Origin of the sequence: Pseudomonas sp. TNT3, assembly GCF_010095445.2 — a bacterium.
In the GTDB taxonomy this organism is placed as follows: Bacteria; Pseudomonadota; Gammaproteobacteria; order Pseudomonadales; family Pseudomonadaceae; genus Aquipseudomonas.
The window spans coordinates 31,131-46,756 of record NZ_WFGV02000046.1 but is presented as its reverse complement, the minus strand read 5'-3'; the positions used below and the strand labels follow the sequence as shown (position 1 = coordinate 46,756).

The 15,626-nt window shown below is 59.5% G+C and carries 18 protein-coding genes; 12 read left to right on the top strand and 6 right to left on the bottom strand.

What is annotated here, in order from left to right:
• A partial coding sequence (locus GBC55_RS22980; protein WP_247266973.1) for an ABC transporter ATP-binding protein occupies positions 1–836 on the bottom strand: 836 nt, incomplete at its 3' end.
• 214 nt (positions 837–1,050) lie between these two features.
• Between GBC55_RS22980 and GBC55_RS22975 the strand changes: the two genes are divergently transcribed.
• Positions 1,051–1,941: a LysR substrate-binding domain-containing protein gene (locus GBC55_RS22975; RefSeq protein WP_162439801.1), complete on the top strand. Its 891-nt coding sequence runs from the start codon at positions 1,051–1,053 to the stop codon at positions 1,939–1,941.
• An 81-nt stretch (positions 1,942–2,022) separates the two neighbouring features.
• On the opposite strand, the gene GBC55_RS29885 is transcribed toward GBC55_RS22975, so the two are convergent.
• Entirely contained in the window at positions 2,023–2,742 is a 720-nt protein-coding gene (locus tag GBC55_RS29885; RefSeq protein WP_348650983.1) for a hypothetical protein, read from the bottom strand.
• Here GBC55_RS29885 and GBC55_RS22965 point away from each other — a divergent pair.
• Entirely contained in the window at positions 2,656–3,639 is a 984-nt protein-coding gene (locus GBC55_RS22965; RefSeq protein WP_162439807.1) for a GlxA family transcriptional regulator, read from the top strand. The two genes, GBC55_RS29885 and GBC55_RS22965, sit on opposite strands and share 87 nt — an antisense overlap.
• 6 nt (positions 3,640–3,645) lie before the next feature.
• Here GBC55_RS22965 and GBC55_RS22960 read toward each other — a convergent pair whose 3' ends face one another.
• Complete coding sequence (locus GBC55_RS22960; protein ID WP_162439800.1) at positions 3,646–4,005, bottom strand: helix-turn-helix domain-containing protein; 360 nt, start codon at positions 4,003–4,005, stop codon at positions 3,646–3,648.
• A 137-nt stretch (positions 4,006–4,142) separates the two neighbouring features.
• Between GBC55_RS22960 and gstA the strand changes: the two genes are divergently transcribed.
• Entirely contained in the window at positions 4,143–4,772 is a 630-nt protein-coding gene (gene gstA / locus GBC55_RS22955; protein ID WP_162439799.1) for a glutathione transferase GstA, read from the top strand.
• A gap of 46 nt (positions 4,773–4,818) precedes the next feature.
• Here gstA and GBC55_RS22950 read toward each other — a convergent pair whose 3' ends face one another.
• The 3 genes from GBC55_RS22950 to GBC55_RS22940 all read right to left on the bottom strand — a co-directional run bounded on the left by GBC55_RS22950 (position 4,819) and on the right by GBC55_RS22940 (position 5,876).
• Entirely contained in the window at positions 4,819–5,139 is a 321-nt protein-coding gene (locus GBC55_RS22950; protein WP_162439798.1) for an isochorismate lyase, read from the bottom strand.
• 92 nt (positions 5,140–5,231) lie between these two features.
• Complete coding sequence (locus GBC55_RS22945) at positions 5,232–5,531, bottom strand: hypothetical protein (protein ID WP_162439797.1); 300 nt, start codon at positions 5,529–5,531, stop codon at positions 5,232–5,234.
• Between the two features lie 87 nt (positions 5,532–5,618).
• Positions 5,619–5,876, bottom strand: a complete 258-nt coding sequence (locus GBC55_RS22940; RefSeq protein WP_162439796.1) for a hypothetical protein — start codon at positions 5,874–5,876, stop codon at positions 5,619–5,621.
• Positions 5,877–6,090: 214 nt separating this feature from the next.
• Between GBC55_RS22940 and GBC55_RS22935 the strand changes: the two genes are divergently transcribed.
• From GBC55_RS22935 to GBC55_RS22895, 9 genes are all read left to right on the top strand, one after another.
• Positions 6,091–6,432, top strand: a complete 342-nt coding sequence (locus GBC55_RS22935; RefSeq protein ID WP_162439795.1) for a hypothetical protein — start codon at positions 6,091–6,093, stop codon at positions 6,430–6,432.
• A gap of 499 nt (positions 6,433–6,931) precedes the next feature.
• Complete coding sequence (locus GBC55_RS22930) at positions 6,932–8,185, top strand: OprD family outer membrane porin (protein ID WP_162439794.1); 1,254 nt, start codon at positions 6,932–6,934, stop codon at positions 8,183–8,185.
• 160 nt (positions 8,186–8,345) lie between these two features.
• Entirely contained in the window at positions 8,346–9,701 is a 1,356-nt protein-coding gene (locus tag GBC55_RS22925; RefSeq protein ID WP_162439806.1) for an MFS transporter, read from the top strand.
• A gap of 85 nt (positions 9,702–9,786) precedes the next feature.
• A complete protein-coding gene (locus tag GBC55_RS22920) occupies positions 9,787–10,761 on the top strand; it encodes an AraC family transcriptional regulator (protein ID WP_162439793.1) in 975 nt (324 codons plus the stop codon).
• A 95-nt stretch (positions 10,762–10,856) separates the two neighbouring features.
• Positions 10,857–11,963 (top strand): NAD/NADP-dependent octopine/nopaline dehydrogenase family protein, encoded by a 1,107-nt coding sequence (locus tag GBC55_RS22915; protein WP_162439792.1) that lies wholly within the window; start codon positions 10,857–10,859, stop codon positions 11,961–11,963.
• Positions 11,963–12,961: a 3-hydroxybutyryl-CoA dehydrogenase gene (locus GBC55_RS22910; RefSeq protein WP_162439791.1), complete on the top strand. Its 999-nt coding sequence runs from the start codon at positions 11,963–11,965 to the stop codon at positions 12,959–12,961. The genes GBC55_RS22915 and GBC55_RS22910 overlap by 1 nt, the downstream gene beginning before the upstream one ends.
• Before the next feature lie 128 nt (positions 12,962–13,089).
• Positions 13,090–13,731: a LysE family translocator gene (locus GBC55_RS22905; RefSeq protein ID WP_162439790.1), complete on the top strand. Its 642-nt coding sequence runs from the start codon at positions 13,090–13,092 to the stop codon at positions 13,729–13,731.
• Between the two features lie 156 nt (positions 13,732–13,887).
• Complete coding sequence (locus tag GBC55_RS22900) at positions 13,888–14,583, top strand: tRNA (adenine(22)-N(1))-methyltransferase TrmK (RefSeq protein ID WP_281508188.1); 696 nt, start codon at positions 13,888–13,890, stop codon at positions 14,581–14,583.
• Positions 14,584–14,753: 170 nt separating this feature from the next.
• Positions 14,754–15,581: a DMT family transporter gene (locus GBC55_RS22895; protein WP_162439788.1), complete on the top strand. Its 828-nt coding sequence runs from the start codon at positions 14,754–14,756 to the stop codon at positions 15,579–15,581.
• Positions 15,582–15,626 lie beyond the last annotated feature (45 nt).

Sequence of the window (15,626 nt, the reverse complement as noted above, 5' to 3'; positions counted from 1 at the left end):
GGCAGTGGGTGCCCAGCGGGGCCGGCGAACCAGGCCTGGCCCGCCTCGATCCGGGTGACCGTGCCGTCGATGAAGTTGGTTTCGCCAATGAAGTCCGCCACAAAACGATTGCGCGGCCGTTCGTAGATGTCTTCCGGGCGGCCGACCTGCTGCACTTCGCCTTCGGACAACACCGCAATGCGGTCGGACATGGTCAGCGCTTCTTCCTGATCGTGGGTCACGAAAATGAAGGTGATACCGGTCCTCGCCTGAATGCTTTTGAGCTCTTCACGCATGGCCTGGCGCAACTTGAGGTCCAGGGCCGAGAGTGGCTCGTCCAGCAGCAACACTTTGGGATGCGGCGCCAGGGCGCGGGCCAGGGCAACCCTTTGCTGTTGACCGCCGGACAGTTGGGCCGGCTTGCGTGCCGCGAACCGTTCCATCTGCACCAACGCGAGCATCTCGCGCACTCGTTCAGCGATTTGCGCGTTTTTCATCACCTTGCCCATCGGGTGCGATTCGAGACCGAAGGCCAGGTTTTCGGCAATGGTCATGTGCGGGAACAGGGCGTAGTGCTGGAACACGGTATTGACCGGACGCTCGAACGGCGGGCGGTCGGCGATGTTTTCGCCGTAAAGCAGGATCTCGCCCTGGGTCGGAAATTCGAACCCGGCGATCATCCTCAGGAGGGTGGTTTTACCGCAGCCGGAAGGGCCGAGGAGGGTGAAGAATTCGTTGTCATGAATGTCCAGGTCGATGCTTTTCAGCGCCACCGGGCCCGTCTGTGGATCACCGTAGACTTTACGCACTGAGCGGATGGACACCGCCAGCGTTTGCAGCGAATGCAGGGCATTCATGCGTTACCTCCGATTCCCCCACCGCTGCGGATGTGCTGTAAACAGCGAAGCCTGCGAGCGCTGGATATTGTTTTTTTGGGCAGGATCGAATTGCGTTCAGGTGTTTTTTTATTGTGCTGTGGGGTCGATTATCAGTGAGCGGTTGCGAGAGCGAAACTTCAGTTTTAACATAGCTGTTGTTAAATAATTTAATAGCAGAAGGCGTGCACATCCTATGCCTGACCACCGATTGCCACCCCTGAATGCGGTGCGTGCCTTTGATGCTGCGGCCCGTTTGGGCAGCTATGTCGAGGCGTCCAAAGCCCTGCATGTGACGCAGCCCGCCATTGGCCGACATGTGAAGCTGCTGGAGGAGTGGTTGGGCACGCAGCTGTTTGAGCGCACGTCTCGCGGGGTCACCTTGACGATCGCGGGGGAGAAGTATCACCGCAAGATTTCGGCGGCCTTGCAGCTCATCATTGAAGCGGGCAAGGAAGCACGCCCCAAGGCTACCGAACGGTGGCTGCGCATCATGGTGGTTCCGGGGTTCGCCAAACGCTGGCTGATGCCACGGATCGAAGCGATGCGTCACCTGCGGCCGGGGTTGAAATTTGCTATTGAGCCCAACTCCACGTTCACCGAAGTAGACGGCAAGTCCGCTGACCTGGGGATCGTCTACGGCCTGGACGGGCAATATGCCGACTCCCGTGCCACGCTGATTTGTCCTCGGGTGTTCCCAATCTGCACTCCGGCTTACCTGGCCAGCATCGACCCCATCCAAAGCCCGGCCGATCTGGTGAAGCACAACTTGATCCACGTCGATGACGGCGAGTGGTGGAACCTGTGGTTCGCTGCCCATGGCCTCGATTTTCATCTCAATTCGGACATGCTCTACGTCAACAACGACCACGCCTTGTCGGTAGCCGAGAGCGGGCAGGGCATCGCGCTGGCCAACGAAGTGCTGGTGCGCGAAGAGCTCGACGCCGGCAGACTGGTAAGGGCGCTGGACAGCCAGGTCAAGCTGGAAAGCTATCGGGTGCTGACCCCTTCGGCCGAGCTTTCGGCAGATGTGGCGTGGTTTATCGAGTGGTTGCAGACGGAACTGGAGCAGGACTTCGGTGTTTGATTTGCGCGCCGACAACCAGATCAAAAGATCGCAGACTGCTCATGGACTGACGTGCACGGGAAGGAGGGACGAAGCCGGGCGTTAGCTGCAAGTGAGTTTGACGGCCTTTGCAGCGCGTTCGAGTTCTTGTTTGATGTCCCCCGGGATCCGTTGTTTGCGCAGTCGTTGCTCCAGAAAGGCCTGATCGCCCCGCGTATCGACTTCAGCGTCAATCGCCGCGTCCTCGGCACCAATGGCAGACGCGTGGGACTCTATGACCGAATCAATTTCAACGTCATTGGTGGCGGCGTCGAGCGCGCCGATCAGTTTCGCCACTTCATCTTCTTCGGCCTTGGCGTAGGCATCCACGGTCATTCCTGCAGCCAGCGCGCGTGCTCTGACTTCAACGCCCTTTAACGTCTCCCTGGCCTCACCACAGCGTAATTCCTGGGTATGTTTTTCGGCATTTTTCCATTGGATGATCCCATGGGTCAGCGTGCCGATAATTGCTACGGTGATGCCACCGATCAGGATCCACTTCATGTTTTCACTCTCGAGCGTGAGCAGTGGAGTTTTGAGGGCGTCGCTTTCAAAGCGTAGCATCAAGATGCAAGAGGAAAAGGTTCGCGTTTCTTCTCGCCGCCAACATTGCGCTTTGGCAGCGCACCCCATAACGTGTTCATTTTTGACAGAGCAGGTCGAGCATTGATCGAACGACGCCAATTCAGCGGAGGGATGAAGGGTAAAAACCTTCGCTACTTGAATGAGAACCCCGGCGAAACACCGCAAGTGGTCCGCACAGGATTTTTGCTGCTCGAACATTTCTCGTTGCCGGCGTTCACGCAGGTGCTCGATACGATCATCACCGCCAATCTTTTACGCCCCGGTTTGTTTACTTCCCGCACGTTTGGCTTGAGCGAAGGGGAGGTCATCAGCGATCTGGGGCTGGTGATCCGGCCAGATGCCGTGATCGACAGTTCAGCGACCAAAGCGCTGGACCTGCTGGTCGTTTGTGGCGGTTACCGAACCGAGCTGAAAGCCAATGAGGCGTTCATCACGCTACTGAAAACAGCAGCCGAGCAGGGCGTGATGCTGGCCGGCTTGTGGAATGGCGCCTGGTTCCTGGGCAAGGCCGGTTTACTCGATGGCTACCGTTGCGCGATCCACCCCGAGCATCGCCCGGCGCTCGCTGAGATTTCCAGAGCGACCCACGTCAGCAGCGAACCCTACGTCATTGATCGCGACCGGCTCACGGCGTCCAGTCCTTCCGGCGCGTTCCATATGGCGCTGGACTGGATCAAAGGCCTGTACGACAAAGCGCTTGTTGAAGGCGTCGAGGACATCCTGGCGTTCGAAGAGTCGCGTTACCGGCGTATCAAACCGGCGGAAAACATCTGCGTCAGCGCGCCGTTGCGCGAGGTGGTCAAGCTCATGGACGCCAACCTCGAAGAGCCGCTGGAACTGGAGCAACTGGCGGTCTATGCGGGCCGCTCCCGTCGGCAACTCGAGCGTCTGTTCAAAGAGCAACTGGGTACAACGCCGCAGCGCTATTACCTGGAACTGCGCATCACCGAAGCGCGCCGACTGTTGCAGCACACGGAGCTGTCACAGGTGGAGGTGCTCGTGGCGTGCGGGTTTGTTTCGCCAAGTCATTTCAGCAAATGCTACAGCGCGTATTTCGGCTATCGGCCGTCCAAGGAGAAGCGGCTCGTCAAGTAATGCCTGTCAGTCTTTGTCCGCCTGCACGTCGTCTGACGGCATCTGCGTTTTGCCGCTCTGCTTGAGCCACAGGCCAAATTCCTGCATGACGCTGACGACCGGCCTCAACCGGTCGCCCTCTTTGGTAAGCTCATATTCCACTTTGACGGGGACGGTCGGGAACACCGTACGTTTCACCAGCCCCACTTCTTCAAGGGCTCGCAGGTCGAGGGTGAGCATCCGCTGCGAAATGCCCGGAACATCGCGCCGCAGTTCATTGAAGCGTTTGGGGCCATCGAGCAGGTAGGACACCAGCAGCAGTCGCCAACGCCCACCCAGCAGGCGCATGGATTCCTCCACCGAGCAGCCAGTCACATTCCTTTTCACGAAATATCCTCACACTCTTTCAGGTATATTTTTTGTACCTAGATGATAAAAAAGTGCCTTCTTCCTTTTATATACCTGATCCCTAAGATAGTCATTCCTCACTTTCCAGGTGGAAGTGACCCTTCAGGAGATCGCGCGTGAAGCTCTACTACATCCCCGGCAGTTGCTCACTTTCCCCGCATATCGTCATCAATGAACTGGGTCTGGATGTCACGCTACTCAAGGTCGATCATCGCCGGCACAAGGTCGAAGGTGACATCGATTTCTACGACATCAATCCCCTCGGCTACGTGCCGATCCTTGAACTGGATGACGGCACCCGATTTCGCGAAGGCCCGGTGATCGTGCAGTACCTGGCCGACCAGAAACCTGAATCGGGGCTGACCCCACCCAGTGGCACCCTTGAGTGGTATCGGCTTCAGGAATGGCTGGGCTTTCTGACGTCGGAGATCCACAAGGGCTTTATCCCGCTGCTCTATGCCACGTTGGCCGGCAAGTACGTGGACACTGCAAGGCCCAAGCTGGAGGCGCGGTTTGCATGGATCGATAAACAACTCGCTGACCGGACCTACCTGCTGGGCGACACGTTCACCGTTGCCGATGCTTACCTGTTCGCCCTCACAGGTTGGGGGCAGGCGGGCTGGTTGAAGTCGCAGTACAACGCGCCGATATATTTCGACGACCTGACTCATCTTCAGACGTGGTACAGCCGTGTCCGTCAGCGACCGGCAGTACAAAGGGCACTGCTGGCAGAGGGTCTGGAATGAACCGGGCAGGGCCTCCGATTTAAAATGGGTAGCCCGCACGCGTTGATCAGGGGGTGGTCGAATGAGCCGCCCAGTGTTTCATTTCTTCGGCGATGAAATGGCTCACCAGGTCGCTGTACATTTTTTCGATTGCATCCGGGCTCAGGCCTTCTGCTTCCGCCCATTCGCGACGTGTTGCCAGCATCGCTTTGAACCGTTCCGGTGCGCGGACCGATGCGGCGGAGGTCTTGAACGTCGAGGCCGCAAGAACGTATTGAAAACGCTTGCCCAACAGCTTGATAACCGCCTGATCGAGGGCATCTATTTCGCGTCGGATGTCCTCCATGCCGGCACACGCGTGGGGTTGCAGTTGATTGATGAGTTCCATTCAGATCATTCCATTTGATTGAGAAAAAACAACTTGAATCTTCATTTTAAGGAGCGGTGGCAGTAATTACGCCACAGGGGTAGCTCGCGCTATCAATGCCGGCACTCCGATAACACCACCTGACAGGTGTTCGGCGTGCCACCGGAGCGGCCTGCATAGCGCATGCAGTTATCCATGGATTTTTTGCGGGCCATGCTTAACGTGTTGCCCCAGGCCAATCCACCTTCGCCAGCCGTGGGAAGTGCTTTTGCATAACAGTTGGAGCCTATGTTCGAGGTGGAATAACGCGCCGCTTTTGATTTGCCGGAACACCCCGTCGTCAGCGCCAGGCTGATGGCGAGGAGGGCGGGGAGGAGCCATGACGAGCATTGGCGCGCTGTTTTCCCGGTCATCCCGTTTCCCCTGAATCAAGAGGCTGGAGGCGTGTAGCTTTGTTTAGTCTAGACCGCTGCTGCACCTTGCCCGGACCGTCCACCAACTTACTGCTGAGCGGACGGTGGCCCAAGCCACAGGTCCACCACTCGCCGATCCAGTTCCTCCCAATCCGCCATCCCCAACACCCGCGTAGTGTTCAAACCACGCAAATAACCGCGCAACTGATTGGCGGTCGCCCGTGCAAGCTCGGGGTCGGGCGCCTGTTCGCCCATCAGTACGGATTCGTACTGGACCAGGTACTCGGCCACCCGGTCACGGAAATCGGGCAGAACGGCGTCGCGGATGAAGTCAAAAGTTCTCAAGGAGAGATCCTCTTCAATCTTTTCAGTGGTGATCGAGTGTTTACCCGTCTGCGCGTCGCGCAACTATTGTTAGAAGTAATAGTGACCATCACGAAACGCAAGTTCTACTTTGATGACAATAGCCGGACAATCCCCTGCATCGAATGACGACGGCGACCGGCGTGACGCGGTTCTGCTGCCTGATAAGCCGTATTTTTTGTTGAGGATGAGATTGATGCGCTCCACCTGTGTGTCTGCCATGGCGTTTGGCACGTTGCTCCTCGCCGGTTGTGCCAGCGCACCGAACGACCCGACCATGACCTTGAAGACCAGCAAAACCCCCGCCCAGTACGCCGACTGCGTAGTACCGAAATTGCAGGGCAGCGCGTTGAATCCCACTGTTTCGCAAACCCAGCGCAGCTACCGGATCGTGGTGCCGAGCAAGGTGTCGGCAGACAACGTGCTGGAGGCGTACAAGGCCGGCAGCGGCGGCAAGGTGTTCATCTACGAACGACATTTGCTGGCCTCGAACTTTTTGCCGTCGAGTTTTGAACGCGCTGCCCAGGATTGCATCTGAACCCGGCGCCTTGACGTTTTCTACAGAGCTCCTTTGGTTGGCCGCAACCAACCAATTTTTTACCCCGCACCCCATTCGGTTGCGGGGTTTTTTTTTGCTTCGCGAATGCCGACACAGCGTAATTCTTGTGCCAGCGACCGTTCGGCCGGTTGTCTGCACCGGGTTGCGCAATTAGAGAGTTGCCTGCGCAATCGGGGAGGCTGCCAGGCAGAACACGTGCACCATCATCTTCCGCTTCATAGCCGCCTAAGAGAAACCTTTAGCGGGGTGGGAGATTTCCCTCCTTCGGATGCTGTTCTTCTTGATATCGGCGCAGCGCTTGCTGACTTACCTTGGACAGACACGGGTTGTCGTCGTTGCGGGCTGTTCCATTGAGACCGCGTGGCGTTTTAACCCCATAACAACAAAAAGCCCTGCTCGCACCACCCCCGGTGGTCTTTGGTTTGATTCTGCTCCTATAAAAACAGTGCCCAGGCACATACAGATGTGGAGATGTCAGATGTATCAAGTAAGGCAGTCATGCCGTGGAATAGGTATCGCCAGTGTGTTGGGGATTTGTTCTCCACTGGCCGCACAAGCTGATGTGATTAAAGACAGTCACTTCAAAGTGGATACGCGCAACTTCTACTTGCACCGTAACTACACCAACACCCAGGCACCGGATTCTGAAGTGCACAGTTGGTCTCAGGGTTTCGATGCGCAATTTACGTCCGGCTACACCGACACCGACACCGCCCTGGCCATCGGTCTTGATGTGGATGCGCAATACGCCGTGCGCCTGGACTCTTCGGGCAATGACGGTTCGCTGCCTTATAGCGTTCGTGACGGGCAGACCGCCGACGACTACAGTCGGGCCGGGGCCACCTTCAAGATGCGCTACAGCAAGACCGAGTTGAAGGTCGGTGATCTGCGCCCGCAATTGCCGGTTGCGTTCGATGACCCCAGTCGCCAGCTGGACACCATTTACCAGGGGGCCGTGGTGGAGTCCAAGGAGATCGATGGGTTGACGCTGACCGGCGGTCGTTTCTGGTCTGCCGTGACGCGGGAATCTTCCAACCACGAGAAACTGTACAAGTACGGCTCCACCGATAATCTCGACAGTGATGGCCTGGACTTCGGCGGCGCCACTTACGACATCAGCAAAAACCTGCAAGCCAGTTATTTCTATGGCGTGCTGCACGATATTTATCAGCAGCACTACGTCGGCCTGATGCATATGGCTGAGCTGGGGAATGGCTACAAGCTCAAAACCGACTTGCGCTACTTCAATAACAACGAAGAGGGCGAGGCGTTGAACGGTGAGATCGACAACCGCTCTTACGGTGCCTTGTTCACCCTGCTCAAGAGTGCCCATATGTTTGGCGTCAGTTACCAGCGCATGCTCGGTGACAGCGTATTCCCGACCATGAACGGTTATATCCCGCAACCGTACCTGGTGCACTGGTCGTCCCTGGGGTTTGTTCGCCCGGGTGAACGATCCTGGTCGGCGCGCTACGGCTATGACTTTGCCGCAATGGGGATGCCGGGGCTGAAGTTCTACACCCGTTACACCAAAGGGACCCACTGGAACCGCGGCGCAGACCTGAGCGACAACCAGGAAAGCGAACGCTACCTGGGGCTCAACTACGTGGTGCAGAGCGGGCCGCTGCAAGGACTTGGGCTGGACCTGCGCAACATCGACGTGAAGCAGAAGTACGGCTACGACTACAACGAATTCCGTGTCGCCACGACCTACACCTGGAAGTTCTGGTAAGCCCGATCCAACCAGGGTTACACCCCAAAACAATAAGAGGCCCGGCCATGTTTGAACCCATCGTCTTTTGCATCTGCCCCGCAACTACCCAGTCGGTGTCCTGCGCGCCGTTAGCCGGCGCGCTGCGCACATGAGCGTATTCCAAGAGGAGCAAATACCCGTGAACGTCCAGGTCAATAACGCGGTCCTGCAAAAGAAGAAGACTTACCTTTACGAGTGGTACGTGGTGGGGCTGTGCATGGTCGCCTACATCTTTTCATTCGTGGACCGGCAGATCCTCGCGCTGATGATCGAACCGATCAAAGCCGACCTGCAAATCAGCGATACCCAGTTCAGCCTGCTGCACGGGCTCGCGTTCTCGTTGTTCTACGCCTTCATGGGCATGCCCATCGCCTACCTGGCGGACCGCTTCTCCCGGCCGAAGATCATCGCCGTCGGCGTGGTGGTCTGGAGTCTGATGACCGCCGCGTGTGGCCTGAGCAAAAACTTCCTGCACATGTTCCTCGCCCGCATTGGCGTGGGCGTCGGCGAAGCGGCCCTGTCGCCCTCTGCGTATTCGATGTTCAGCGACATGTTCCCCAAGGAGAAACTGGGCCGCGCGGTGGGCATCTACTCGATCGGCTCGTTCGTCGGTGGCGGCCTGGCCTTCCTGGTGGGGGGCTATGTGATTGCGCTGCTCAAGGACATGAACACCATCGAGGTCGCCTTTCTCGGTGCCATGAAAGCCTGGCAGCTGGCGTTTTTCATTGTCGGTCTGCCCGGCATCCTGGTCGGCATTTTGATCTGGCTCACCGTGCGTGACCCCGCGCGCAAAGGCTTGCAGGTTGATGCGCAGGGGCGGCCGAAGAAGGTTGCGATGAGCGATGGCATCCGCTTTCTCGGCCGTCACCGTGCGACTTTCACCTGCCATTACCTGGGTTTCTCGTTCTACGCCATGGCCCTGTTCTGCATGATGAGCTGGAGCCCGGCGTTGTACATCCGCAAGTTCGGCCTGACGCCGGTCGAGGCGGGCTACATGCTCGGTACGGTGCTGCTGCTGGCCAACACCACCGGGGTGTTGTTCGGCGGATGGCTCACCGACTTCCTCGCCAAGCGCGGCCATCAGGACGCCGCAATGCGCACCGGGGTGATCGGCGCACTGGGCATGGTGATACCCGCCATCCTGTTCCCGCAAGTCGATCAGCTGTGGCTGTCGGTGACCCTGCTGGTACCGGCGATGTTCTTTGCCTCGTTTCCGATGCCGGCGTCCACCGCCGCGATGCAGATTCTCGCGCCGAATCAGGTGCGTGCACAGGTCTCGGCGGTGTTCCTGCTCATCAGCAATCTGCTCGGTCTGGGCGTGGGCACCACGCTGGTGGCGCTGTTGACCGACCGTTACTTCGGCTCGCCGGCGGCGGTGGGCTCGTCCATGTCCCTGGTGATCGCTGGTGCGTCGGTGTTGACGGTGTTTCTGCTGTGGCGAGGTTGCCGTCATTTCCGCGAAAGCTATGCCCGTGAGTACCCGACCCCGGCGTGATGTGCGATCGTTCATGATCGACACCACGGCCCCGCTTCGTGCAAACGCAGCGGGGCCGATTCGCTCCAGATCAGGAGAGCCCTCGATGTTGAATGATGTACACCTGCTGGAGCGGCACAGCCTGCTCAGCTCAACCGATTACCGTGAGATCAAGGCCAAGGTCAGCCATTACCTGTGCCCGCACAGCTTCAACGTGCTGCATGACGCGCCCATTTACACCCGGCTCAACGGGGTATTTTTCGGCGACCTGGCATTGCTCGACTTGCGTTACGGCGCCCCGGTGGAGATCACCATCGGCGACATTGCCGATCAGTACCTGTTTCGCATTACCTTGCAGGGGCAGTGCGAAGTGGCGCACGGGCGACAAAGCGCGGCGATGCAGTCGGGCTACCTGAGCGTTTCCTCGCCGTTCGCGCAAAGCCGCATCGTCACTGATGGCGAATGCCGCAACTTGATCCTGCGCGTCGACCGTGACGCCCTGGAGACGCACCTGCAACGCCTGCTAGGTCGCAGCCTGCGACAGTCGGTGATCTTTGATGTCAGGGTCGACCATCTGAGCGCCGGTGCCGTCAGCCTTTATCACACCCTGGACTATATCTGCCGGCTGTACGGCAGCGGCGTCGACGGCTCACGCATTGCCAGCAGCCTGTCCGAATACCTGATGCAATTGCTGCTGACCCAGCTGCCGCACAACTACTCCGCGGATCTGTTGAACGACGCCCGCGCACCGCTGCCGCATCACGTAAAAAAGGCTCGTGACTACATCGAGGAACACCTCGACGAGCCGATCAGCCTGGCGACCTTGAGCGAACTCTGTGGCGTCTCGGTGCGCACCTTGCAGAACGGCTTCAACCAGTTCCTCCAGCAGGCGCCGGTCGACTACATTCGCGATCGCCGGCTTGCGCTGATCCACGAATCACTGAAGCAGGCCAGGGTCGGGGAAACCGTCACCGATATCCTGTTGCGTCATGGCATCAACAGCTTCGGGCATTTCTCCAGCGGCTACCGGCAACGCTACGGCTGCCTGCCGTCAGACACCCTGCGACGGCACAGGCATTGAGACTTCTGCGCAATGGGTCAGTCGGTTGCGCAATCGGATAAGTCGCTGGCGGCGTGGCTCGATAGGATCGAGTCTCTTATCAAAGGAGCATCTCGATGAATATTACCGTGCTGGGTGGTGGTCACGGCTGTTACGCCGCTGCTGTCGAAATGGCTGAGAAAGGCCACCTGACTCGCCTGTGGCGTCGCGATGGCGCAGCGCTCAAGGAATTGCTGGCCATCGGCGCGCTGACGATCAGGGACTACCGTGGCACGCGTCAGTTGTCTGTCGGTCAGCAGGGAGACAAACTGTCGTTGACCGACGACCTCGCCGAAGCCCTGAGTGACGCGCAACTGGTCATCATCCCGCTGCCGTCGACCTCCCACGAAGACCTTGCCAAACACGTCGCGCCGCACCTGCAAGAGGGTCAAGTGGTGTTCCTGCCACCGGGTACCTTCGGCAGCTACGTGTTCGCCAAGGCCATGGCCGATGCGGGCAACCAGAGCAAAGTCGCCTTCGCTGAAACCGGTACGCTGCCCTATCTGGTGCGCAAGCACGGCGCCAGCGACCTGGTGATCAGCGGCTACGCCACCCGCCTGCCGACCGGCGTATTCCCCAGCAACCTGTCCGACCACGCCTTCGCTGTGCTGCGCGAAGCCTACCCGAGTGTCGAGCCGATTGAAGACGCCTTGAGCGGTGCGCTGATGAACGCGGGCCCCATCATTCATCCGCCGCTGATCATGATGAACGCCGGTCCGCTTGAGCATTTCGACGCCTGGGACATTCACAACGAGGGCACCCAGCCGTCGATTCGCCGGGTGACCAACCAGCTGGATGCCGAACGCATGGCCGTGCGCGAAGCACTGACCTATGGCGCACCGCACTTTCCGCTGGCTGATCACTACAACACCCGCGACGGCGAAGAGTGGATGTACGGACGGGGTGCCCACGGCAAGCTGACCGACAGCGGCGATTGGCGCGAAGACATCGACTTGCAGACCCATAGATACATGCTCGAAGACACCCGCCTGGGCCTGTCCTTCCTGGTTTCCGTGGGGCGCTGGGCCGGTGTCCCGACTCCCGTGGCGCAAGGCCTGCTGAGCATCGCCTCGGTGGTGGCGGCACGCGACCTCTACGCCGAAGGCCGCACCCTGGAGAACCTGGGGCTGGCCAGTCTTGACCGGGCGCAAATGACCGAGCTCCTGACCCGGGGCTACAACTGATGAACGCGGCGCTGCCGTCAGTCAGCGTGGTCGGTGCCGGCCGGATGGGCGAGGGCATTGCGCTGGCGTTCATCCACGCGGGCCTGCCGGTCACCCTCATCGACATCAAGGAGCGCGCCGAGGATGAGCGGCGCGCCTACTTCGAGCGTGTGCAAAACAATGTTCGCGGCGAACTGCAGATGCTGGTGCGCCTCGGTGTGCTCCTGCCGGACCAGGCGGACATCGCGATGTCACGGTTGACGCTGCAAGCCAGATCCCGCGCTGCAGCGACACTCAGCCGGTGCGACCTGGTGTTCGAAGCCGTGCCGGAAGTCATTGCGGTGAAGCAGGAGACCTTCGCCTGGGTCAGCGAGCATGTTCCGGCCTCGACCATCATTGCCTCGACGACCTCGACCTTTCTGGTCACCGAGCTGAGTGGAATGGTCAGTGAGCCGAAGCGTTTCGTGAACGCGCACTGGCTGAATCCGGCGTACCTGATGCCGCTGGTGGAAGTCAGTCGCAGCGAAACGACGTGCCCGCACGTGGTCGAGCGGCTGCTGCAACTGCTCAAGCGCATCGGCAAGGTGGCGGTGGTGTGCAATCCGGTCGCCGGCTACATCGTCCCGCGCATCCAGGCACTGGCGATGAACGAAGCCGCACGGATGGTCGAGGAGGGCGTGGCAAGCGCGGAAGACATCGACACTGCGGTGCGCGTGGGTTTCGGCCTGCGTTTCTCGGTCCTGGGCCTGCTCGAGTTCATCGACTGGGGTGGAGGCGACATTCTCTACTACGCATCGCGTTACCTGAGCGGCGCGCTGGCACCGCGTTTCGAGTCGCCACAAGTGATCGCCGACAATATGCAGAACGGCCGCAATGGCCTGCGAGACGGCCAGGGCTTTTACGACTATCGCGACATGGATGTGGACGCCTACAAGCAACAGCGTCTCGGCGACTTCGTGCGCAAGCTGGAGTTGTCGGGGCTGACGCCGGCGTTTGAGGGGGCTTTGAGGCAGGCCTGAGCAATTGGGCCTGGAAGCCGGGCCCAACCTTCGCGTCACTGCCCACAGTTTCACGCAATGCAGATAGACTGGTGGTCTGTTTACATTCTGTAAAATTCGCCACCTTCCAACCCTCGCGAGCATTGAAAATGGATTCTCACTCGATCTTTACCTACACCCTCGTCGCCGCCATTGCCATCGCCAGTCCTGGACCCGCGACCTTGATGGCGATCAACAACAGCCTGGCTTACGGGCAACGCAGTGCGGTGTGGTCGTCCCTTGGCAATGCGAGTGGCCTGTTCTGCCTGTCGGCTGCCGCGATGTTGGGGCTGGGGGCGTTGCTGGCCAGTTCCGAGTGGCTGTTCAACGCGGTGAAAATCCTGGGAGCGGGGTACCTGTTTTACCTGGGGGCCCGTCAGTTGTTCAACAAGAGCCCGATGCTGGCGGACGGTGTCCGGGATGACTCGAAGAAGAGCAGGCCCACGCCTTTCAAACTGTACAAGTCGGCCTTCCTGACGGCGGTCACCAACCCGAAGGCGACGATGTTTTACACCGCGCTGTTCCCGCAATTCATCGATCAGAGCGCAACGCTGCTGCCGCAGTTCTTCATCCTCACCTCGATCTTCATGGCGTTGTCGGTGGTCTCCCTGAGCCTGTACGCCGCGCTGGCTTCCCGGGCCAATGGCGTGTTGACGCGGCCCGAGCTGTCCCGTTGGGTCAGCCGGGTCGTGGGGTCGACATTCATCTTTTTCGGCGCCGCCATCCTGACCATGCGTCGACAGACTGCATAAATGCCATGACGATCTGCTGCGGCCGATTGCGCCCTGTCAGCAACGGCATTGCCATGGCCGTGGTCGCCTGAATTTGAATTGCACGACGATGCCCGACACAATCGCGTCCCGATCCGGCCGAAGGTGCCGGGCATTCGTGGTGAAAAGGAACTGCAGTTGAACGAACACACATTGTCCATGCGCCTGGAACGCGTGGCGGCGCATGTGCCCGCCGATGCGCGCCTGGCCGATATCGGCTCGGATCACGGCTATCTCCCAGTGGCATTGATGCGCCGGGGTGCGATCGTCGCAGCGGTGGCTGGCGAGGTGGCGATGACGCCATTTCTCTGCGCCCAACGCACCGTGCGCGAGAATGGCCTGGAGCAGCAGATCACTGTGCGCCAGGCCAATGGCCTGGCGGCGATCGAGCTGGAAGACGGAATCACGGCGATCACGGTCTGTGGCATGGGCGGTGAGACGATTCGCGACATCCTCGACAGCGGCAAGGCACATTTGACCGGGCAGGAGCGCCTGATCCTGCAGCCCAACGGCGGTGAACAGCCACTGCGCCAATGGCTGATGGAAAACGGCTACTGCATCGTCTGTGAGGAGCTGCTGCGGGAGAACCGTTTCTACTACGAAATCATTGTTGCCGAACGCTCCGGGCCAGTGCGGTACAGCGCCGAGGAACTGTACTTCGGGCCGTTGCAGATGCAGGCACGCAGCCCGACATTTCTACTGAAGTGGCAGCACATACTGCGCCACAAGCAGCAAACTCTGAGGCACTTCACCCGGGCACGGCAGGCCGTACCCGAGGAGAAGACTCAGGAAGTCGCCCAGCAGGCTCGGTGGATCACCGAACTGTTGGTTTGAGCGCGAGGTGGCAGCTTTTTAAACGTCGTAACGGGTCGTCAGCATGACGTACGCGGTTCACCCTTCAATGTGACCATTCAGATTCGCTGGCCCCATCATGACTGTCGAGCTGGCACGATCGGGGAGGGGACTGTGCTTTCATCCAGACGCCGAGATGATTAGGATGACGCATGCCCTTACACATCATCCTGCTCATACTCTTCGCCGCACTCCTGCACGCCAGCTGGAATGCGCTTCTGCGTGGCGGTGCCGACAGACTCTGGTCGATGACGGTCATGTGTCTGGCGGTCGCTATCGTCAGTGCAACGGCGGCCTTGTTCCTCACGCAACCGGCGCCAGCCAGCTGGTTTTATGTCGTGCTTTCAGCGGTCCTGCATGTGGGCTACAACCTGTTTCTCGTCAGGAGCTACAAGGTCGGAGACCTCGGGCAGACCTATCCGATCTCGAGAGGTTCTTCGCCCATTCTGATCACCCTCGGCGCATCGGTTTTTGCCGGAGAAAGTATCGGCGCAGCCGCGCTGCTGGGGATTGCATTGGTGTCGGGCGGAATTATTTCCCTGGCTTTTAAGGGGCGCAGGCTTGCGGTACCAAGCCTGCCTTACGCCTTGGGCACCGGCTGTTTCATTGCCGCTTACAGCGTCACCGACGGGATTGGCGCACGCCTGTCCGGCGCCCCGATCGCCTACACGGTATGGATGTGCGCCTTGTGGGGCGTAATGATGCCACTGGTGTACATCGGCCTGCGCGGCGCCCCCAGTCTGTTTACATTGCGTCCCGGTTTTTTCACGGCATTCTTCGGCGGACTGGTCTCGCTGCTGGCCTACGGAATCGTCATCTACGCCATGTCCCACGCACCCATGGGAGCGGTCTCGGCATTGCGCGAAACCAGCGTGTTGTTTGCGGCGTTGATCGGTTATTTCTTCCTGGGCGAGACCCTGACTGTCCGCAAGGTGCTGGCGTGCGTGGTGATTGCCGCAGGCACGATTCTTATTGGCTGACGGCCCCCCCCCCGACCACCGTGCGTTCTATCGTTCCCGAGAAGC

Coding starts and splice junctions, on each gene's coding strand:
- GBC55_RS22945 (WP_162439797.1), bottom strand. CDS start 5,531: ATGACCGGGAAAACAGCGCGCCAATGCTCGTCATGGCTCCTCCCCGCC.
- GBC55_RS22950 (WP_162439798.1), bottom strand. CDS start 5,139: ATGGAACTCATCAATCAACTGCAACCCCACGCGTGTGCCGGCATGGAG.
- GBC55_RS22895 (WP_162439788.1), top strand. CDS start 14,754: ATGCCCTTACACATCATCCTGCTCATACTCTTCGCCGCACTCCTGCAC.
- GBC55_RS22910 (WP_162439791.1), top strand. CDS start 11,963: ATGAACGCGGCGCTGCCGTCAGTCAGCGTGGTCGGTGCCGGCCGGATG.
- GBC55_RS22930 (WP_162439794.1), top strand. CDS start 6,932: ATGTATCAAGTAAGGCAGTCATGCCGTGGAATAGGTATCGCCAGTGTG.
- GBC55_RS22975 (WP_162439801.1), top strand. CDS start 1,051: ATGCCTGACCACCGATTGCCACCCCTGAATGCGGTGCGTGCCTTTGAT.
- GBC55_RS22915 (WP_162439792.1), top strand. CDS start 10,857: ATGAATATTACCGTGCTGGGTGGTGGTCACGGCTGTTACGCCGCTGCT.
- GBC55_RS22935 (WP_162439795.1), top strand. CDS start 6,091: ATGCGCTCCACCTGTGTGTCTGCCATGGCGTTTGGCACGTTGCTCCTC.
- GBC55_RS29885 (WP_348650983.1), bottom strand. CDS start 2,742: ATGTTCGAGCAGCAAAAATCCTGTGCGGACCACTTGCGGTGTTTCGCC.
- GBC55_RS22905 (WP_162439790.1), top strand. CDS start 13,090: ATGGATTCTCACTCGATCTTTACCTACACCCTCGTCGCCGCCATTGCC.
- GBC55_RS22965 (WP_162439807.1), top strand. CDS start 2,656: ATGAAGGGTAAAAACCTTCGCTACTTGAATGAGAACCCCGGCGAAACA.
- GBC55_RS22920 (WP_162439793.1), top strand. CDS start 9,787: ATGTTGAATGATGTACACCTGCTGGAGCGGCACAGCCTGCTCAGCTCA.